General features: G+C 42.6%; 17 protein-coding genes and 3 tRNA genes. 10 read left to right on the forward strand and 10 right to left on the reverse strand.

Features of this window, described 5'->3' with window-relative positions; translation table 11 throughout:
• Window positions 1–692: 692 nt before the first annotated feature.
• The 4 genes from ACVA53_RS17410 to ACVA53_RS17425 all read right to left on the reverse strand — a co-directional run bounded on the left by ACVA53_RS17410 (window position 693) and on the right by ACVA53_RS17425 (window position 4469).
• Window positions 693–1004: a helix-turn-helix transcriptional regulator gene (locus ACVA53_RS17410; RefSeq protein WP_446505789.1), complete on the reverse strand. Its 312-nt coding sequence runs from the start codon at window positions 1002–1004 to the stop codon at window positions 693–695.
• A 582-nt stretch (window positions 1005–1586) separates the two neighbouring features.
• Complete coding sequence (locus ACVA53_RS17415) at window positions 1587–1925, reverse strand: cupin domain-containing protein (RefSeq protein WP_446505790.1); 339 nt, start codon at window positions 1923–1925, stop codon at window positions 1587–1589.
• Window positions 1926–1936: 11 nt separating this feature from the next.
• Window positions 1937–3520: an autoinducer-2 kinase gene (lsrK, locus tag ACVA53_RS17420; RefSeq protein ID WP_446505791.1), complete on the reverse strand. Its 1584-nt coding sequence runs from the start codon at window positions 3518–3520 to the stop codon at window positions 1937–1939.
• A 13-nt stretch (window positions 3521–3533) separates the two neighbouring features.
• Window positions 3534–4469: a sugar-binding domain-containing protein gene (locus ACVA53_RS17425; protein WP_446505792.1), complete on the reverse strand. Its 936-nt coding sequence runs from the start codon at window positions 4467–4469 to the stop codon at window positions 3534–3536.
• A gap of 355 nt (window positions 4470–4824) precedes the next feature.
• On the opposite strand from ACVA53_RS17425, the gene lsrA reads away from it, so the two are divergent.
• The 7 genes from lsrA to ACVA53_RS17460 all read left to right on the forward strand — a co-directional run bounded on the left by lsrA (window position 4825) and on the right by ACVA53_RS17460 (window position 11441).
• Entirely contained in the window at window positions 4825–6363 is a 1539-nt protein-coding gene (gene lsrA, locus ACVA53_RS17430) for an autoinducer 2 ABC transporter ATP-binding protein LsrA (RefSeq protein WP_446505793.1), read from the forward strand.
• A complete protein-coding gene (gene lsrC / locus ACVA53_RS17435; RefSeq protein ID WP_446505794.1) occupies window positions 6356–7411 on the forward strand; it encodes an autoinducer 2 ABC transporter permease LsrC in 1056 nt (351 codons plus the stop codon). Before lsrA ends, lsrC begins: the two co-directional genes overlap by 8 nt.
• Window positions 7408–8421: an autoinducer 2 ABC transporter permease LsrD gene (gene lsrD / locus ACVA53_RS17440; RefSeq protein ID WP_446505795.1), complete on the forward strand. Its 1014-nt coding sequence runs from the start codon at window positions 7408–7410 to the stop codon at window positions 8419–8421. The genes lsrC and lsrD overlap by 4 nt, the downstream gene beginning before the upstream one ends.
• A gap of 41 nt (window positions 8422–8462) precedes the next feature.
• A complete protein-coding gene (gene lsrB, locus ACVA53_RS17445) occupies window positions 8463–9479 on the forward strand; it encodes an autoinducer 2 ABC transporter substrate-binding protein LsrB (RefSeq protein WP_446505796.1) in 1017 nt (338 codons plus the stop codon).
• Between the two features lie 62 nt (window positions 9480–9541).
• Entirely contained in the window at window positions 9542–10420 is an 879-nt protein-coding gene (gene lsrF, locus ACVA53_RS17450) for a 3-hydroxy-5-phosphonooxypentane-2,4-dione thiolase (RefSeq protein ID WP_446505797.1), read from the forward strand.
• 8 nt (window positions 10421–10428) lie between these two features.
• Entirely contained in the window at window positions 10429–10725 is a 297-nt protein-coding gene (lsrG, locus tag ACVA53_RS17455) for a (4S)-4-hydroxy-5-phosphonooxypentane-2,3-dione isomerase (RefSeq protein WP_446505798.1), read from the forward strand.
• Window positions 10726–10733: 8 nt separating this feature from the next.
• On the forward strand, window positions 10734–11441 hold the full coding sequence (locus tag ACVA53_RS17460) for a hypothetical protein (protein ID WP_446505799.1): 708 nt from the start codon (window positions 10734–10736) through the stop codon (window positions 11439–11441).
• A 193-nt stretch (window positions 11442–11634) separates the two neighbouring features.
• Here ACVA53_RS17460 and ACVA53_RS17465 read toward each other — a convergent pair.
• The 6 genes from ACVA53_RS17465 to uvrY form a co-directional block, all read right to left on the reverse strand.
• A tRNA-Leu gene (locus ACVA53_RS17465) sits at window positions 11635–11721 on the reverse strand.
• Window positions 11722–11799: 78 nt separating this feature from the next.
• Window positions 11800–11875, reverse strand: a tRNA-Gly gene (locus tag ACVA53_RS17470).
• A gap of 3 nt (window positions 11876–11878) precedes the next feature.
• Window positions 11879–11952: transfer RNA gene (locus tag ACVA53_RS17475), tRNA-Cys, on the reverse strand.
• Between the two features lie 402 nt (window positions 11953–12354).
• On the reverse strand, window positions 12355–12912 hold the full coding sequence (gene pgsA, locus ACVA53_RS17480) for a CDP-diacylglycerol--glycerol-3-phosphate 3-phosphatidyltransferase (RefSeq protein WP_255045442.1): 558 nt from the start codon (window positions 12910–12912) through the stop codon (window positions 12355–12357).
• Window positions 12913–12950: 38 nt separating this feature from the next.
• A complete protein-coding gene (uvrC, locus tag ACVA53_RS17485; RefSeq protein ID WP_255045441.1) occupies window positions 12951–14783 on the reverse strand; it encodes an excinuclease ABC subunit UvrC in 1833 nt (610 codons plus the stop codon).
• Window positions 14783–15427 carry a UvrY/SirA/GacA family response regulator transcription factor gene (uvrY, locus tag ACVA53_RS17490; RefSeq protein ID WP_255045440.1) on the reverse strand — a complete coding sequence of 215 codons (645 nt, stop codon included), beginning with the start codon at window positions 15425–15427 and terminating at the stop codon, window positions 14783–14785. Before uvrY ends, uvrC begins: the two co-directional genes overlap by 1 nt.
• Before the next feature lie 933 nt (window positions 15428–16360).
• Here uvrY and ACVA53_RS17495 point away from each other — a divergent pair.
• From ACVA53_RS17495 to ACVA53_RS17505, 3 genes are all read left to right on the forward strand, one after another.
• Window positions 16361–16510 carry a hypothetical protein gene (locus ACVA53_RS17495; RefSeq protein WP_373689601.1) on the forward strand — a complete coding sequence of 50 codons (150 nt, stop codon included), beginning with the start codon at window positions 16361–16363 and terminating at the stop codon, window positions 16508–16510.
• 771 nt (window positions 16511–17281) lie between these two features.
• Complete coding sequence (locus ACVA53_RS17500) at window positions 17282–18367, forward strand: glycosyltransferase (protein ID WP_446505800.1); 1086 nt, start codon at window positions 17282–17284, stop codon at window positions 18365–18367.
• 4 nt (window positions 18368–18371) lie between these two features.
• A complete protein-coding gene (locus ACVA53_RS17505) occupies window positions 18372–19367 on the forward strand; it encodes a glycosyltransferase family 52 (protein ID WP_446505801.1) in 996 nt (331 codons plus the stop codon).
• Window positions 19368–19634 lie beyond the last annotated feature (267 nt).

The following is a 19634-nucleotide window of genomic DNA, read 5'->3' on the forward strand; positions in this document are numbered from 1 at the left end:
ACCAAGACAACGTTTTGCCTAAATGCCTACCGCTAAAAGCAGCAACATGTGATCAGAAAGTTAAATACCAGTGATTGTGATCGGGACGATCAAGGCTCAGTAATAATACTGCAATTGGGTAAGACAAAGCTGATTAGAGTAATAAGCGTAAAAGTATTCACTGTTGGGTTCCTTCAATATGCGCCTGCGTTATGCCTACAGGTCCGCACTATTAATGCCCTTCTACTAACCCCAAGAGGTTAGTACCTACGGCGCATCAAGTGGCAATCAGCCCGAATACCGCTTGATACAATGTGCCTCAGAAATGTGCTGCTGAGATTGCGCAGAAAAGTAACACACCAGAAATGTGGATGCCAGAAATATTTAGCTGAATTATGTGTCAAAATCTAACTTCGCGATCGTCCACCAGCAAACGGTCAATAACAGAACGAAACACCCAAAATCATATCAACATTTAGTGAAAAATGAAGAATGTAAATGACACATCCAGTTCAATATGCTGGTGCCTGATTGGGTTTTTGCTGCCATTAAGGATGACTGATGAGGCCCATCGTTCAGTTCTCCCCACCTTTAGGATCCCTGCCCACTATTAATTCCTGTTTACCACTCTCCAATACAGTATTGAAACACAAGGAATGATTATGGAAATCTTATTGAGCGGTCAACAGTGTTTAACAGCGTTTTTTGTATGTTTAAAGAAGGGGGTGTTTTGGGCTACTCACAACCATGATTTCGCTGCCGTCATAAATGTCGATATTACTCGGCCCCAGCCCTTTCTCTTTAGCGGGGATACCTAACATGTCAGCAATTTCACACTTTAAACAATTACAAATCCGGTAAAGCGTTGATAGCTTTATATCTGACTTACTTGACTCTATATCTATATAGGTTCTTCTAGAAACGTTAATACACGTAGCAACTTGAATTTGTGTTTTTCCACGAAACTCTCTGAGGGTCTTGATTCTGTGAGCCAAGAAATCAGGTTCATAATTATTAAGCTGCATCGGTCCTTACCAATCAATTAAACATACTTCCAACCTCAGTGCTGGAAGCTATAAAAAGTCACCATATCTCTGATTAAATGACAGGAAACCATAAACTTAATCAATGATTGACAATTATACATTCATTATAAATACATGTAAATTATTCAACCAATATCACACTTTGCCCTACAGGTTTCATACAATTTTCAGTAGACAGCTAACAGTACAACTTACCCTTAACTGAAGTTTTTCTTATCAACAAAGCGAGGTGCATCATTTTTATTGATACTTGCGATTTTTGTGCCATAATAGCCACATCTTGATGATTTAAGCCTTATCAAGAGTTCTACATTCTTTTACCGTCGCACCTCTTTTGTGCGACGGCTTTTTCTTTTCTGCACGACCCTTTCACTCTCAGGTTATTTCACTTCTGTAAAATCAATAGCTATTGCTTATGAGGCTAGCTCTAAAGTTTTCGAGGCATTTGAGCTAGTTAATTCGCGCCACACTCACCTTTACTGGTAGCGCGCTAAAAATAAAGGTACTTAAGCACGAACCTACCCTACCCGAGGGTTCAAGCTGATAGGTTCGTTGAATGGATTAGTCACTATATACACTATCACCATCAATAGGCGGCGATTTAATAAATACGGCTTTCCAATCTTCAGTGCCCCGGTTCACAACATAGTGATCTTCTTTGGGATCACACTTCAGGATATCCCCAGAGGTAAGCACTTGCAGTTCGTTATTCACATACATATGGATCTCACCTGAAAGTGTATAAAACGCTTCAGATGCATGAGCATGATGATGTTTTTTAAACTCCTGATTTGGTTTTAATACGACAACACCCAGATCATACTGATCAGTGCGGACAAGGTATTTGGGACCATGATCATCGAATCGATAACTGTGGTTACCTTCATTCGTTTTTATCATATTATTACTTCCTATAATCCTGTTGCTTTCCAGAGAGATGTTGTCAGTCCTTCATCAACGAGATGCAATTGTTCTTTGTAGATACTGAGCCATTTCTGTTTAAGCTCTTTATAAATAGCTCGATTATCAGGGTTCGGAAAATAGCTTTTTTCCCACTCAACTAATTCTTCACCTGCTGATGCTAAATCTGAAAAAATTCCTGCACCAACACCGGCAGCTATGGCACACCCAAGGGCCGTTGCTTCTTTGACTACAGGTACTCTGACCTCAATCCCAGTAACATCTGCAAGGATCTGACTCCATAGCCTCCCCTTAGAGGCTCCTCCAGCAAAAACGATGTAGTCTGGATTAGCTTTTGAAAATTCGAACACTTGCTCAAGATTACATGAAGACACTATTGAGGCATTTTCCTCCAACGAGCGGAACAAGGTTGACTTATTACACTTTTCCGGATCAATAGAGAGGTTAATAAATGATGGTGCGGCGTGATACCAAGTTTTGAAGTGCATCGCATCGGAAAATATAGGCATTACACCGTGTGAGCCACAAGGAACTTGGTCTGCCATTTCCTCTAGTAGAGTGTAAACATCTTTACCAAGCCTCTCGGCAACCAGCTTTTCTTCCCCACAAAACGCATCTCGGAACCACCGCATGGTTAAACCAGTAAAAAAACTGATTGATTCTGCCTGAGCCATTCCAGGAATAACATGAGGGTTGATTCGAATATTAATATCGGGATCGGTAATGGGTTCCGGCAAATTGACGACCTGTTGCCAAAATGTACCTCCGAGAATCGCGGTCTGATGAGGACGAACGACCCCTAACCCTAGGCAGCCCAATTGAACATCCCCTCCACCCATAACAAATGGAGTTCCCGCACAAAGCCCCGTTTCCTCTTCTGCAATTTTGGAAATAACACCCAACACAGTGCCAGTCTCTAGAACCGGCGATAGAATATCAGGATTAACACCCGCTTGAGTCAGAATTTCTGGCTGCCATTGACGTGATTTAAGGTTCAACATACCTGTTGTACCTGCATTCGATGGGTCTACCGCGATTTTACTGCAAAGCTTATAACCTACCCAGTCGCTTATCATACTGATGGAGTGAATATTTAGATAAATATCAGGCCGATGTCGCTTTAACCACAATAAACGTGCTAATGCTCCTAGTGCAAGTGTTTGTCCTGTTTGATGATAAACCTCCTCTTCAAACTCGCCGTCTCTAAGCGTTTTAAGAAGGGCGACTTCTTCACCAGCTCGAGCATCTACGTTAGCACAAGCCCAAATAGGAGAATTATTTACATCGTAGACGACAATGCCTTCGCGCATCGAACAGCTTGATATTCCGAGGATAGCATCAGCTGGAATTTTTGCTTCCGAAATTGCTTGCCGAATACATTGACATACCAGCTCCCAATTATTTGTTAAGTCAAAGTCCATAGAGCCTTCTGCCCCAGCGACAGCTTGGTGAGTCCATTCTCGTTGACCTACAGAAATTTGTTCCCCCGATGCATTAAAAATCACAGCACGAACCGAACCTGTGCCAGCATCAATTGCCATCAAATATTGATGTTCACTCCGTTTTTTTTGCATAGCATCCTCATTCTTATTTACTTATAAGTTCAAGAATCTTCCTTGCTGTTGCTTCGTTAGTAACAAGTGCATTAATATATCGTCCATTCAATGCAGCCAATATGGCTTCGGCTTTCACCGTTCCCCCTGCAACACCAATAACTAATGGGATCTCTCTTAATTTCTCAGGACGAATTGCGATCAGTTCTTCATGTAACTTAATGTCCTCAAGTACATCCCCGTTTTCATCGAAAAAGTACCCCAAAATGTCACCTTGAGCCCCTTTTCGTTGAAGAATTTTTTGTTCACCTAGTGATATGTATCCTGACTGGTGCATGGTGGCTTGTTCTACTTGCGCAATAGAACCAATAGAGATAACGGCTACATCCGCGGAACAAGATGCCATCAACACATCGTTGATGGTTGCTTCCTGATAAAGCACATCAGCGACCACTTTCGACGACACTCTAAGTGGGGCTGGCACTAGGTTAACATCACAGCTAGCATCTAAGTGTGATATCCCTTTCATGTATGTACCTACACCTCCAGCAAGCGAAACCACAGGAACCTGCTTCGTTTGAATAAAACTTCCTAGGTTTTTTAGTGTGGCCATAATTGTCTCACCAAACCCAATCGCAAGTAGATCTTCAGGGCCCACTGTACTGACGACCATGCTTGCAGCACCAACGCTAACCCTTTGAGTAATATCTACACCCATCGGATCAGCATCAGGAATCACACGAATGTCTTGAAGGCCAAAGTACTCCCGAATCTTATTCTCCAGTTCCATACACCCTTCAAACCTAGAATGAATACGGACATGAATCAGCCCTTGCTGGCGCCCTTTTTCAAGCAGTCGAGATACCTTAAGCCTAGGAAGTCCAAGTAAATTGCCTATCTCGGTTTGAGTTAAATTATCGTTGTAATAAAACCAAGCGATTCTTGCGACTTGCTCTTCTTCCGTCATCATATCTGTTGGCTCCAGCATTCCATCACTCCCAAAATGAAAATATAAAATTATAAAATACAATTGTTCATAAAAATCAATTGCGAATTATAAGTTATATTTGTCATCAGTTAAGAGTTAATTTTCACTTACAGACAATTCCTACTCAGTAATCAACCTATTTCTAAATGTCACACTACATATAATTTACTATTAATTAAGAGATAATTGTGATCAGCAAGAGATTTTCAACTAATTACATAAGTATTGACATTTTGTGACGAGCGCTCAAGATTTAACCTAATTTCAGATATATGATTTAGAACAATTGTTATTTAAAAATTCAATTGTTCAAATCAATGTAGTGTTTGGAGGCAAAATGGATGTTTCTAGCAGTACCACACACATTTCTGCGCGAGAGTTAGTTCGAGTCAAAGAAGTGTCGAAGCAATTTTCTGGAGTGGAAGTGCTTAAAGACATCGACTTCTTGCTAATAGAAGGTCAAATTCACGCTTTACTGGGTGGCAATGGAGCCGGAAAGTCTACGTTAATGAAGATCATCGCTGGTCTTTTACAGCCAGATGGCGGGAACATAATGATTCGCGGTGAAAAAATCACCCAGTTTTCACCCACTACGGCTCACAAGCTTGGGATTTATCTCGTCCCCCAAGAGCCACTTCTATTCCCAAATCTATCAGTAAGAGAGAACATCTTATTTCAGCTTCCTACATCCCATGAAAGCGATCAGAAGCTAAATCAAACGCTACGTGCTTTGAACTGCTCGTTAGATCTTGATGCACAGGCCAATACACTTGAAGTGGCTGACCAGCAGATCGTTGAAATAATGAGAGGGCTTATCCGTAACTCGAAAATCCTTATTCTTGATGAGCCAACCGCTTCTTTAACACCGAAAGAAACACAGCAGCTATTTACACAAATGCAAGGCCTCAAAGAGTCAGGGGTTGGATTAATCTTCATTTCCCACAAAATACCTGAAGTTTTTGAAGTATCAGATAACGTTACCGTAATGAGAGATGGTTGCATTGCATTGAGTGAACCAATTAGCACCATTTCACCCGACGAGGTAATTAGTGCAATCGCGCCACACTGTCAAATAGATAAAAGTAAACAAACGAGCCATAAGAGCTATGACTTCCAACTTACAACTCAGTTTAACGAAGGTGATGTTGTCTTATCTGTAAATAACCTCACTGGTGAGGGCTTCAAAGACATCAGTCTAGATGTGAAAGCGGGGCAAATAATGGGTTTAGCTGGTGTTGTTGGTGCTGGTCGAACCGAATTAGCAGAAACCATTTGTGGAGTACGGAAACCATATAAAGGCAGTGTGCGTTTTGCAAACAAAGATATTTCGATAATGTCTTTCTCTGAACGTTTGCGACAAGGCATTGTTTATTTACCTGAAGATAGGCAAGCATCAGGACTATTTCTTGAAGCACCACTAAGCTGGAATGTACGCTCTATGGTGCACAATCGTTTTGGCCTATGGCTGCAAAACCCTCGTGAGCAGAGTCGTTTAAGTAGCTATATCGATGCAATGTCAATTCGTACAACTGACAATGACCAACCAGCAAAAACATTGTCTGGCGGAAATCAGCAAAAAATACTAATAGCAAAATGCCTAGAAGCAGATCCAAAGCTCCTTATTATCGATGAGCCCACCAGAGGTGTAGATGTTTCTGCTCGCTATGAGATCTACGAAATCATTCGTTTTATTGCATCTAAGAATGTCGCCGTCGTCGTCATATCATCAGATCTTGATGAGGTCGAGATCTTATCTGATTCGGTTTTTGTGCTACACCATGGTGAGCAAAGTGGCCAACTGACAGGCGATCAAATTTCGGTAGCTAACATCATGAAAATTGCATTCAGCGGTGGTCAGGAGGCTCATCATGCTTAATTTTATTAAGAACAATAGAGAATCAACTGTACTTATCGCGATTTTAATTCTGTTCCTTGTAATCAGCATTGCGGACAGTAACTACTTTCATGTCCAAACAATGACGATGGTATTTTCTAGTGCACAGGTACTTATCTTATTAGCGATAGGTGCTTCTATGGTTATGTTAACCCGTAACATTGATGTATCCGTTGGGTCTACAATGGGATTGTCAGCAGTCGCCGTCGCAACAGCATTAAACGCAGGTTATCCTCTCCCCATTGCGATGCTAATGGCCCTGTTAGTTGGTGCCGCATGCGGATACCTCAACGGTATCTTGGTTGCGATAGGGAAAATACCTGCAATCGTTGCGACATTGGGCACACTAGGGCTATTCCGAGGCCTAATGTTGTTGTGGACTGGTGGTAAATGGATAGAGGGTCTACCTAACTCAATCAAAACCTTATCGTCTTCAAACTTTCTTGGCATCTCCTATTTCGGCTGGATTATTTTGCTTATTGCGGCAAGTTGTGCATACATGCTGTCTAGAACTCAATTTGGCCGAAATTTCTATGCCGTCGGCGACAATTTACAAGGAGCACGACAGTTAGGAGTCAATGTCGATACGACAAGAATAACCGCCTTCACACTTAACGGAACCATGGCAGCAATGGCCGGTATCGTTTTTACATCACAGATCGGTTTCGTCCCAAATACCACCGGTAACGGACTTGAAATGAAAGCTATTGCAGCTTGTGTGTTAGGCGGTGTAAGTCTTCTCGGTGGTGTAGGAACGGTAATCGGTGCGATTCTTGGGGCGTTCTTCCTCACTCAAATAGACAGTGTTCTAGTGCTCATGCGTCTACCCGCTTGGTGGAACGACTTTATTGCTGGGTTGGTGTTGCTGTCAGTATTAGTTTTTGACGGTCGATTAAGAGTCTCCATCGAAAAAGCAATCAAAGCTCAGCGATATGCCCGGTTTAAAGATGATACCGCTACTAAGAAAAATTCTGAGCCAGAGGCAAACGCCAATATTGCTAGCAGTACGAAAGAGGAGCACTCACTATGAATTTCCGTCGAATTGCAAACTGGGAAGGCGCACTTGCCGCGCTGATAATCATTGAAATCCTTATATTTGGGGCGATCAACCCAAGCATGCTTAGTTTGAATGTGCTGCTCTATAGTACCAGTGACTTCATTTATATAGGTATCGTTGCCCTACCACTAACACTTGTTATTGTTAGTGGCGGGATAGACATTTCTCTAGGCTCTACCATTGGGTTAAGCGCAATTGCAATGGGGGTGCTGTTTAAACTTGGCTTACCCGTAGAGCTTTGTATATTTTTCACAGTCGCAATTGGAGCATTATGCGGTTTAATAAATGCGTTACTCATTCTTTACACCGGAGTTAACCCTCTCGTTATTACTCTAGGCACCATGTATCTATACGGAGGAAGCGCGCTGTTACTTTCTGGCATGTCAGGAGCCACCGGCTATGAAGGTATTGGCGGTTTCCCTAGTTCATTTACTGACATAGCGAATGGAATGGTACTTGGACTTCCCTTCCCATTGTTCTTGTTTATTATCGCGATCATATTACTCGCACTCATATTGCATAGGTCCAAAATTGGACGCAACCTCTTTCTAATCGGCCAAAACGATCGCGTTGCTAAATATAGCGGTATACCAGTGGCTTCAACATTATGCTTCGCCTACAGCATGGTCGGTGTGTGCGCTGCGATATCAGGGGTATTACTCGTTTCTTACTTTGGCTCAGCACGCTCCGATCTAGGCGTTTCATTCTTAATGCCCGCTATTACAGCCGTGGTGCTGGGGGGGGCAAACATCTATGGCGGTGCTGGCTCTATTCTAGGAACCGCATTAGCAGCCCTGTTAGTGGGGTATATGCAGCAAGGCCTACAAATGGTTGGAGTGCCAAATCAAATTTCAAGTGCACTATCTGGAGGCTTGTTAATCGTCGTCGTGGTTACGCGATCAATTGTTAGCCACAGAGATCTGCTCTTCGATAAATGGAATAGGATGTTTTCCACTTATCAAATAAACAAAGAAGCAAAGTAATAATAAACCCTACATTGAAACAGAAATCCCTTGGAGGATGTATGAAAAGGTCAATTAAAACAATAGCTTTAGTAATTTCTATGGGGATCGCAATGACCTCGGTTGCACAAGCCGAAGAGAAGATTGCTTTTATTCCTAAACTTACAGGTGTTGGATTTTTTACTAGCGGTGGTCAAGGCGCAGTAGAAGCAGGTAAAGAGCTCGGAGTTAATGTGACCTATGATGGCCCAACGGAGCCCAGCGTACCAAATCAGGTACAATTAATTAACAATTTTGTAAACCGTGGTTATAATGCAATCGTAGTGTCTGCCGTATCTCCTGATGGTTTGTGTCCATCCTTAAAACGCGCGATGCAACGCGGCGTGAAAATACTGACTTGGGACTCAGATACCAAACCAGAATGTCGAAGTATTTACATCAGTCAGGGCACACCTGATCAACTTGGCGGTATGTTAGTTGATATGGCAGCCAACCAGATCACTGACAAAAAAGCACAAGTTGCATTCTTCTACTCAAGCCCAACAGTGACAGATCAAAATCAATGGGTTGCTGCGGCAAAAGAAAAAATTGCAAACGAATATCCAGGATGGGAAGTGGTTACGACTCAATTTGGCTATAACGATGCGACCAAGTCGTTACAAACAGCAGAAAACATTCTTAAAGCGTACCCAGATTTAGACGCCATTATTGCTCCAGATGCAAATGCTCTTCCTGCTGCTGCTCAAGCAGCTGAGAACTTGAAAGAAACCAATGTTGCTATCGTTGGTTTCAGTACACCGAATGTTATGCGCCCTTATGTTAAGCGTGGAACCGTAGAGCAGTTTGGGCTATGGGATGTGGTCAACCAAGGTAAGATCTCTGTCCATGTTGCCAACTACTTACTGAAAAACGGTGATATGAATGTTGGTGATTCACTAGATATCCCAAATGTTGGCCCCGTAAAAGTATCTAAAAACGAAGTGCAAAAATACGACTACGAAGCCGACGGGAATGGGATTGTCGTCATGCCTGAGCGTACCGTTTTCACAAAAGACAATATCGACGATTTTGATTTTTAAATCCCGGCAGCAGAGCCAGTAACGGTTGCTGGCTCTTCCTCACAATATTCGGAGTAAGATTAATGGCTGATTTAGACGATATCAAAGATGGCAAAGACTTTGGCTTAGACACACCTCAAGTGAACCCAACTATCGATATTAAAGGGTGTGGTGCTCTTGATTGGGGTATGCAATCACGTCTCTCTCAAATATTTAGCCCCAAAACGGGTAAAACCGTAATGCTGGCTTTCGACCATGGTTACTTTCAAGGCGCAACTACTGGCCTTGAGCGTATAGATTTGAACATCAAGCCTCTTTTTGAATACACCGACGTACTGATGGCGACACGTGGAGCAGTTCGTTCAATGGTACCGGCAAATACAAATAAGCCTGTGGTATTACGCTGTTCTGGTGCTAACTCAATCTTAACCGAACTTGAAAATGAAGCTATTGCAGTAGGTATTGAAGATGCGGTTCGCCTGAATGTGTCAGCGATGGCTGCCCAAATCTATATTGGTTCCAAGTTTGAGCACCAATCAATCAACAATATCATTAAGCTTATTGACGATGGCACAAGGTATGGCATCCCAACGATGGCAGTAACGGGAGTTGGTAAAGATATGGCACGTGACCAGCGCTATTTCTCCCTTGCAACCCGAATCGCCGCAGAAATAGGCTCTCACTTTGTAAAGACTTACTTTGTTGAAAGTGGCTTCGAGAAAATTGCTGCAGGTTGCCCTGTTCCAATAGTGATCGCCGGCGGTAAAAAATTACCTGAGCTTGAAGCGCTTGATATGTGCTATCGAGCCATTGACCAAGGTGCCGCAGGAGTCGATATGGGACGGAACATCTTCCAGTCAGACGATCCAGTAGCGATGATAAAAGCGGTACGTGAAGTTGTACATAATAATATGTCAGCATCACATGCCCATGAACTATTCCTTTCGTTAAAAAATAGCTAGGAGGGTTTATGCACGTCACATTAGTCGAGATTAATGTCAAACCGGACATGGTGGAACGTTTCAAAGAAGTCTTTCTTCCTAACCATTTGGGTTCAATTAAGGAAGAAGGCAACATTCGATTTGATGTACTACAAGATACAGATGAGCCGACACGCTTCATGATCTATGAAGCTTATCGAGATGAAGACGCGATGCTAACGCATAAAAAAACGCCTCACTACCTGCAATGTGTCGAAGATTTGAAGCAGATAATGACAGGCGCTCGTACAAAGCGCGTTTATGACGGTTTGATGTTGGATAACTAGGAATTTCAATGAATAACAGGAACTGGTTGCGTCCAACTAGTAAACGGTATTTGAGCGTAGGAGTTACAGCTGCAAACTGGAGGAACATTACGACCTCTTTAATGCCACTTGCTCCTGAGACAGAGTGGTTGCATTTAGATGTAATGGATGGTCAGTTCAGCCCAAAACTAACCGTTGGTGCATGGGCGATAGGAGCATTGCCCCAAGGGTTTATTGTCGATGCTCACGTTATGACTCAATCACCAATCAACCAAGCATTAACGTTAGCTAAGCATGGTGCACATGCAGTCACGCTGCAATATGAATCATTAGCAAGCCCCGTTAACAATCTTATAGAACTTGAGCAAGTGAAAGTAACTTATCAAGGTAAAACATTACCTTTAATTCGAGGCATAAGTTTATGCCCTGAAACTAACTTAAACGTGTTAGGTAACTTGTTACCTCATGTAGAGATAATTCAATTACTTACTCTAGACCCAAGAACTGGCGAAAAGATCGACAAGAAGGAGTTTATATCAAGACTAAACAAACTAAAAGTGCTATTAAATGACTCGGAATATGCGCCAATAATTAGTGTTGATGGTTCAATGTCATTGGATATAGCGAAAGCTTCAGTCGCCGAAGGGGCCCACATAGTGGTATCGGGAAGTGCGTTATTCAAAGACAACGCATTAAGTGACAATTTATTGCATTGGCGAAATCACCTTTATGACTAAAAATTTCCGCTTGTACTCTCTGCGATAAGAATACAAGCGGTTATTAAACACAAAATTCAGTACTACGTTAATATCAAAACTCTACCACATTAGATATTCAGAATAATCTTTCAAAACAGCTACCAATAACGTAATCGAACAGAACTTCAGAAACGAAAAAGCCCACAAGCTAAGCTTGTGGGCTCAAATAAGATGGTGCCCCGGGCCGGACTTGAACCGGCACAACGCGAACGTCGAGGGATTTTAAATCCCTTGTGTCTACCAATTCCACCACCAGGGCACGCAATTCTTTGCGATGCGCCAACTGAAAAGTTAAACACCATCTTTATCTTACCGCTGTTGCCGTAAGAATTATGTTTGGAGCGACACACGAGGTTCGAACTCGTGACCTCAACCTTGGCAAGGTTGCGCTCTACCAGCTGAGCTAGTGTCGCAAATGGAGGCGCGTCCCGGAGTCGAACCGAGGTCCACGGATTTGCAATCCGCTGCATAGCCACTCTGCCAACGCGCCTCAAGTTAATCTTATTAAGATTAACCAACCACTCCGGTGTGTTCCGTTGCGGTATGTGATGCATTCTACGCAAAACAGCATTTGAGTCAACAGTAAAATTCATTACTTATTGCCAAGTGGTGGTTTTACAGCCAATAAGCACCGTTTTATAGGTTTTTCGTACTTTACCTTTTGTATACCGCTCAATTTTATAGCAAAAAACACAGAGAAAGAAACGTGCGAATCATCACTCTTATCTCAATAGAGCATTAAAATAAGAAGTTAGCAGTGCTAGATATGAGAAATGGTCAAAAAAACATCTTTACCTACTTAAATTCTAAATTCTCTCAGTAGGTCATGTTTTCATATATGAAAAAAGCGGCGTATTCGCCGCTTCTTAATGAATTTATCAACAATGTATTCTTAGAGATGCTCGGAGTTCAGCAAGTCATGCTTTGCCGCTTTCAGGTAGATGTACATCGACCAGTAGGTCAAGAACATGGCAACATACAGGGCAATATAGCCAATCCATACCATCCATTCATTCGGGTGCCATAGCATTACGATTAACGCAACCATCTGCGCCCCTGTTTTCACCTTACCGACCCAAGAAACGGCAACACTTGAGCGTTTGCCTAGCTCAGCCATCCACTCACGTAAAGCTGAGATGATAATTTCACGGCCAATCATCGTAATCGCAGGGATAGTAACCCATACTGAGTCATAGTGTTCGACGACCAATACCATCGCCGCTGCCACCATTACCTTATCGGCCACAGGGTCAATGAAGGCACCAAAGCGCGTTGTCTGGTTGAGCTTACGGGCCAAGTAACCATCAAACCAGTCTGTTACGCCAGCAATCAAGAAAATCAATGCAGTCGCGAAAGGTGACCAGCTATACGGTAAGTAAAAGGTGACCACGAAAAATGGAATCAAGATTAACCGTATGAAGCTTAGAATGTTCGGAATTGTTAAACGCATAATTCTTCGTTCTTATTGTGTAGATGTACTGCGCTGGGCTAATGATTCAGCGCGTCATAAATTTTTTCTGCCATAGCACGACTGATGCCCGGCACCTTTGCGATTTCTTCTCTGCTAGCTTTCTTCAGTTCCTGTAGGCCACCCATATACTTGAGCAATGCTTGCCGGCGTTTCGGGCCAATGCCCTCAATGTCTTCCAAAGCACTGCGTTTTCTAACTTTTGCACGTTGGGCACGGTGACCACTAATTGCATGATTGTGACTTTCATCCCTGATATGTTGAATTAAATGCAACGCTGGGGAGTCTGCAGGCATCGAAAACTCTTCACCTGTTGTCAGAAGCAAAGTTTCCAGCCCTGGCTTTCGGGTGGTCCCTTTGGCAACACCCACGAGCATTGAGCGCTTAGGCCACTCGCTCATCAATGGGTTAACTACATCATACGCTCTTGACAGCTGACCTCTACCCCCATCGATAAAAATAATATCAGGAATTCTATCCGGATCGACTTGTGAACCATACCTACGCTCTAAAGCTTGTGCCATAGCCGCATAGTCATCACCACCAGTGATACCGGAAATGTTAAAACGACGATACTCTTGCTTTAATGGTCCATCTTGATTGAACACCACACAGGAAGCAACCGTCTTTTCCCCCATGGTATGGCTGATATCAAAACATTCCATCCGTTCTAGCCTGTTAAGCTGAAGTGCTTCACGCAAGGCGGAGAAACGTTGGTGAACCGTCATCCGGTGGCTGAGCTTACTCGTCAACGCGGTTCTGGCATTGGTTTGGGCCAGTCTTTGATATTTGGCTTTATTCCCCCGTGTACTCGATTTAATAACGATCTTACGTCCAGCGAGCTCGGTCAGAGTGTCAGCGATAACAGCTTGCTCATCGCCTAACGCCTCTCCCAATAGGATTTCGCTCGGGATAACCCTCCCCTCCGCTTGATTGAGGTAAAATTGGGTCACAAAGCTGGAGAGTACCTCGGTGATATCAGCGTCGATCGGCATTTTTGGGAAATAACTGCGGCTGCCGAGGATTTTACCCTGGCGGATATAAAGTGCGTGGATACAGGCCATGCCGTTTTCGTAAGCAACCCCGACAACATCAAGATCGTCGTCACTGTCGTGACTGACAAACTGTTGTTCCTGCACACGCCTTAGCGCTTGGATCTGATCGCGATAGGTTGCCGCCTTCTCGAATGCCAACTGCTGGCTCGCCAGCTCCATTTTCTCGACCATTGATGTAATGACCTGACGATCTTTGCCCCTCAAGAACATCCGGACATAGTTAACCTGTTCGTTGTAATCGTCACCGCTAACCAGTCCTTTTACACAAGGGCCAAGGCAACGCCCAATCTGATACATCAAGCAAGGGCGACTTCGGTTGGCATAGACCGAGTCTTCACATTGGCGGATTGGGAAAATTTTCTGCAGCAGATGCAAACTCTCTCTGACAGCCCCGCCATCAGGATAGGGACCGAAATATTCACCTTTACGTTTCTTGGCACCACGATGCATCGACAAACGAGGATGAGCCGAAGCGCTGAGGAAAATATAAGGGTAAGATTTATCGTCCCGGAGCAGAACATTATATTTAGGCAGGTAGAGCTTGATGTAATTGTGTTCAAGGATCAGTGCTTCCGTTTCGGTGTGCGTAACGGTGACATCAACCTTAGCAATATTTTTGACCAGTGCTCGGGTTTTCTCCCCGACCACATTAGCCCGGAAGTAACTGGAAAGGCGTTTTTTGAGATCTTTTGCCTTACCAACATAGATAACCTCATCGGCCAGATCATACATCCTGTATACACCTGGCTGATGGGTAACGGTCTTGAGAAAGCTCTTTGCGTCAAACAGTTCCGACACTACAACGTCTCTGTGTCTAACATTCCATGGCGGATAGCGAGATGAGTAAGCTCTACATCACCGTTGATGTCTAGCTTATTAAACAGACGGTAACGGTAGCTATTGACGGTCTTTGGACTCAGGTTCAATTGTTCAGAGATATCGGTCACTTTCTGTCCCTTCGTGATCATCATCATGATCTGAAGTTCACGCTCAGAAAGATCTTTAAAAGGGTTTTCCGAATCAGGTGCAAACTGACTTAATGCCATCTGTTGTGCAATTTCCGGGGAAATGTAACGTTGACCGCTGTTGACCATACGAATCGCATTAATCATTTCGTCAGGGCCGGCACCTTTAGTCAGGTAGCCTGCTGCTCCTGCCTGCATCACCTTCGTCGGGAACGGGTTTTCTGTGTGAATCGTCAGAACGATAATTTTGACATCAGGACTAAAGCGCAAGATTTTACGTGTCGCTTCAAGGCCACCGATACCTGGCATATTCATATCCATAAGAATGATATCCGCATGCGAATTACGGCACCATTTTACGGCATCTTCACCACTGTCGGCTTCCCCTACCACTTTTATACCACGGACATCTTCAAGCAGACGTCGGATCCCTGTGCGAACCAGTTCGTGATCATCTACAAGGAATACATTAATCAAGCTGTATCTCCAATATGATTTGGCTCTGCACCCAGCCGGATTGGCGGGATAGCTGTTACTGATATTACCCAATTTTACCTTAACTTCCTATCTGATCTCATGCAGTTTCTGTGTAACAACGCATGTTTTCGCAGTAAGTTAAGGCTTGACAAAACAGTGCTCTGTCAATTTTCACAAGCTTCAAAACAAATTAGCTTGGACAGCAGTATTTACTATATTTAGGAAAAAATAAAGTGAAATATTCAAGATATCCAATTAGTTATAATTACCTCAAAAAGATAGCTCTAAGCTGTCATATTATTGTGATAATCAATACGTTAAATCAATTATCTATAAGTGGTGTCTGTGCGGGCTTTCCTTACCAAAGCTTAAAAAAAGCAATTACTTACTGTAATCCTCTTTATTTTCGGCAAGCTACGAAAAATCGTTCATAAAAAAACCACAAGTGCATACTCTCACAAGACTAGCCAAAAGACATCAACGATAATCCGAAGACGCATACCGCGGTCTCTCCTATTGTATAAAGTATGGCGCATCATTGCCCATTAAAAATGGCCCATTGAAATATGACAGTTGACGCTGCTCAATGACTTCAAACTTCTGATAAACATTGAACAATGTTTAAGGCAACAGCAAGCAATTAGAAATCTGGCTAAGAGTTAGACGTCTAGTTGTAGAGGTTTCCTTTATGTTTGGTGTTCATGTATATGGTTGCGACTAGCACGATGCGTAAAGTGGTTGAAGAAACTACCGCGATGATGGCGCAGGAAGACATGCTACAACTGTCTCCTTTCGATCTCAGCGGTGGCCAAAAGTGACCAAAGGCGTCATCAATATCATGCATGCTCAGCAAGAACGTGGCAAAAACCCTCGAGCCACTGATTTTTTCCAGCCTAGATAGGGCCGAGGAGATCTCCAATGCGATGACCTTACGTGGCTTCGGCCAACACAAACGTCGTAGTTGATAGCCTGAAACCTATGACCAAGGCCGACTTTACTGTCTTGCTCACCATTGTTACCATCTTGGCACTAGGCTTTGCTAACCGCTATCAGGCAGAGCAACTTTTCAGGTATCCGTTCTAATGAGTGACACAGCACCTCATCACCCTGAAAAAGCTAAAAGGCCTTTAGTGCCTTAACTGTCATCTCAGATACGAAACAACTGTCGTTATAGGTAAGTCTTCATTAAGACTACAATTGATAAGGTTAAGAGTTAAATGCTTTGATTGGCTTGGTGACTTGTATGAATCGTAATATTTATCTTCTCATATAGTACTGCAATTGACACCTCCAAATAAAGCATTGATTTTTAACGTTTAATCTTCGTAGTTCAATGAGATGAGCTTCAAGATCTGATGCTTGAAATGCAGAGCCTAGGCAGTAACGCCCAAGGTGAGCATGATGACATGGATGGGGCTTTAATTTTAAATACCAAACAACACAAATGGAACAAATTATAACGAGTTGGTAACTCGTAACTGTTGATCTTTGAAGCCATTTTTTGCAGCTACTTGTAGGCTATTTATATACAGTAAAGACTTTGAACTGTAATTGTTCTATCTGACAAGCCACTAACGCTGTAAAAAGGAATTCAAGTGCTGCCCAAATGGGTGGCAAAAAGCGTTTACTCTTTGTTGAGAGGTGTTTGACTTAAAATGGCTAGTCGGTACACTTCTTGCCTTGATTCACACGCTTTTGACTAGACGTCTCCATCGAAGAGAATTCAACCATAAAAAGATAACAGCCCCTAACCCCACAGAAATTTGAAGTTAGAGGCGGTATCATATGCATTTTGCACTTTTTGTTAGACATCAACTTTGGATATGTTGTGAGTAATTTGGAAATAGTAAGAGTATGAGAGTAGCTATCGCGATTGATCGGTTATCTAAAGGCGGAGCGCCGAAGGTGATGCTATCACTGGCAAATGAGTTGTTGACACTTGGTCATGAACCACATTTTCTTTTGATATCTGAGGAAAATATCTACAATCTGCCTAAAGAAATCAATGTTCATTACCTCTTTAAGAGTAATGACAAAAGGCTTAACAGATTATTCAACCTCGATAAGGTCGCTAATGAACTAAATGAAAAAATTGCGAAAATCGAATCTGAGGTCGGCCAATTTGACCTGTTTTTGTCTAACCTAGACAAAACAAATTTATTGATGTCCAGAACATCAGTTAAACCATTATTTTTTGTTATACACGCATCAGTGGAAGAAGAGCTCAAAAGACACGCAATGTTGGGGCCGTTAAAATATGTAAAAAAAATCAGGTCAAAACTAGCGCTTAATGGCCACCATTTGATCACCGTTTCAAAAGGTATTGAAGAAGAGATTAGAACTAAGGGTAGAATTAAACCAGCATCGATCACCACAATATACAACCCATTTGATATTGAGGATATTGTATCTAAGTCACTAGAACCTAACCCAGAAATTCCTAGTGGCGAGTATTGGATTCATATTGGGCGTTTTGTACAACAAAAGAGACATGACATCCTTTTTGCATCTTTATCAAAGATGGAAAACAATCTCCCTATTGTTTTGCTTTGCCATAAACCCAAGCAAGCAAGGAAACTGGCGAGAAAATACGGTGTTGAAGATCGCTTGATTATCCCAGAATTTCAGTATAATCCCTACCCATGGATTAGAGCAGCTAAAGGAATGTTATTAAGCTCTGATTTTGAAGGGCTTCCAACAGTTTTAATTGAGTCTCTGATATGTGGAACTCCCGTTGTTAGCACTGATTGCCCGCATGGCCCAAAGGAGATTTTATTGGATAATTTGGCTGAATATTTGGTGCCGAGACGTGATCCAGAGAAACTGGCCCAAAAAGCCGATCTATTGTTGTCAAGAACGATAGACTTGACTGATTGTGGTATTGAAAGAAAAGTGGCATCAGAAGTGGTGGCTAAGCAATATCTGGGGTTAATGGATTAATTTTATGTCTTTTTTACCAGCCAAGAAAAAAATCGTTTTCGAAAATACCTATTTTAGTTTGTTCATTTATGTGCTTTTGGATGATGACTGGCAAAATAGTGATTATATCTTTTGGGGGAATCGATTTACGTTGAACTGCGTAGAGCGAATGGCAAACACTGTAAATGTGCTAGAGTGCTCATACCGTTATTTTCCTAGGGTTATACCCAAGTTGAATAAAGCACCTGTTCAGTACTTTAAGAGAAAGCTTGAGCAAACGCAGATTTTTAGAAACTATGATGTGTGTGTTGGTAATGCACGTGAAATAAACAACCCTTTGATAAACATAGCGCGAGTTCAGATTGATGACGGGGTGGGAACTCATGTTGAACTGGCTAACGGCCCAAAGAAAAAAGGCTTTTTAAGCGGCTTTCTTAGTCGGCTAGTTCTCAAAGAGTCAACGAAAATTTCTAAAATTGAAAAATACTACCTTAGCCGTGATTTAGAAGTAAAAGCTGAGTTCAAAGAGAAAATTGCAGTTCTTGATCTGAATACTTTGTGGGCAGAAAAATCTGAAGAGCAGCGTACCCAGATACTTGAGTTGTTTGACGTTGATGCGAATGAGTTTGAATGCTTCGACAGTAGTTACAGTGTACTCTTCACGCAGCCTTTGAATGAAATAGTTTCCGGTTATTCTGAGCAAAGTAAGGTTGATGGCTATAGGATTCTACTTAACAGCTTAGATGTAGATGAGTCAAAACTGATTATCAAACCTCATCCAGCGGATCAAACGGACTATTCTGTGCATTTTCCTCATGCATCCGTTCTTCGCCCAAGCTTTCCTGCGGAAATTATGCCTTTATTAGGCATGGAGGCGGATAAGGTTATAACGTTAACTTCAACAGCTGTTGAACTTTTTCGGCACCGCAGTAGAGAAATTGTCTACGCTAAAGCTCCTGATTACTTTAAATTGCCTGAAAAGCGAGCAAAAACATTCAATTCTCTTAATTTTAAGCAGTAGTATGATGCTTGCTGTTCCTTATCGCATCGCCGATGCGGTAAGCCTGGCATTGCGTAGTTTTGGCCAGCAACCGGTTGCTGGCCTTTAATCATCTATTGCATCGTGCAAAGAATACAGCACCTTCGCCCCTTTCGTACCCTAATATCTTTCTTCCTTCCTCAGTGTTCTCGTTACTCTTGTTCTATGAACGTAAGCGGGTATTCCTACCCACCTAGCTATTGAGCGGTCGTATTGCTATGAGGCAGAAGGTCGCTGACATCAGAGCCT

Source organism: Photobacterium sp. DNB23_23_1 (assembly GCF_052873815.1).

What these genes read in the sequence shown, in the direction of transcription:
- lsrK (WP_446505791.1), bottom strand. Translation starts at nt 3,520, where the DNA reads ATGCAAAAAAAACGGAGTGAACATCAATATTTGATGGCAATTGATGCT.
- lsrC (WP_446505794.1), top strand. Translation starts at nt 6,356, where the DNA reads ATGCTTAATTTTATTAAGAACAATAGAGAATCAACTGTACTTATCGCG.
- ACVA53_RS17415 (WP_446505790.1), bottom strand. Translation starts at nt 1,925, where the DNA reads ATGATAAAAACGAATGAAGGTAACCACAGTTATCGATTCGATGATCAT.
- ACVA53_RS17500 (WP_446505800.1), top strand. Translation starts at nt 17,282, where the DNA reads ATGAGAGTAGCTATCGCGATTGATCGGTTATCTAAAGGCGGAGCGCCG.
- ACVA53_RS17425 (WP_446505792.1), bottom strand. Translation starts at nt 4,469, where the DNA reads ATGATGACGGAAGAAGAGCAAGTCGCAAGAATCGCTTGGTTTTATTAC.
- lsrA (WP_446505793.1), top strand. Translation starts at nt 4,825, where the DNA reads ATGGATGTTTCTAGCAGTACCACACACATTTCTGCGCGAGAGTTAGTT.
- lsrD (WP_446505795.1), top strand. Translation starts at nt 7,408, where the DNA reads ATGAATTTCCGTCGAATTGCAAACTGGGAAGGCGCACTTGCCGCGCTG.
- lsrG (WP_446505798.1), top strand. Translation starts at nt 10,429, where the DNA reads ATGCACGTCACATTAGTCGAGATTAATGTCAAACCGGACATGGTGGAA.
- ACVA53_RS17410 (WP_446505789.1), bottom strand. Translation starts at nt 1,004, where the DNA reads ATGCAGCTTAATAATTATGAACCTGATTTCTTGGCTCACAGAATCAAG.
- ACVA53_RS17460 (WP_446505799.1), top strand. Translation starts at nt 10,734, where the DNA reads ATGAATAACAGGAACTGGTTGCGTCCAACTAGTAAACGGTATTTGAGC.
- lsrB (WP_446505796.1), top strand. Translation starts at nt 8,463, where the DNA reads ATGAAAAGGTCAATTAAAACAATAGCTTTAGTAATTTCTATGGGGATC.
- lsrF (WP_446505797.1), top strand. Translation starts at nt 9,542, where the DNA reads ATGGCTGATTTAGACGATATCAAAGATGGCAAAGACTTTGGCTTAGAC.
- ACVA53_RS17505 (WP_446505801.1), top strand. Translation starts at nt 18,372, where the DNA reads ATGTCTTTTTTACCAGCCAAGAAAAAAATCGTTTTCGAAAATACCTAT.
- pgsA (WP_255045442.1), bottom strand. Translation starts at nt 12,912, where the DNA reads ATGCGTTTAACAATTCCGAACATTCTAAGCTTCATACGGTTAATCTTG.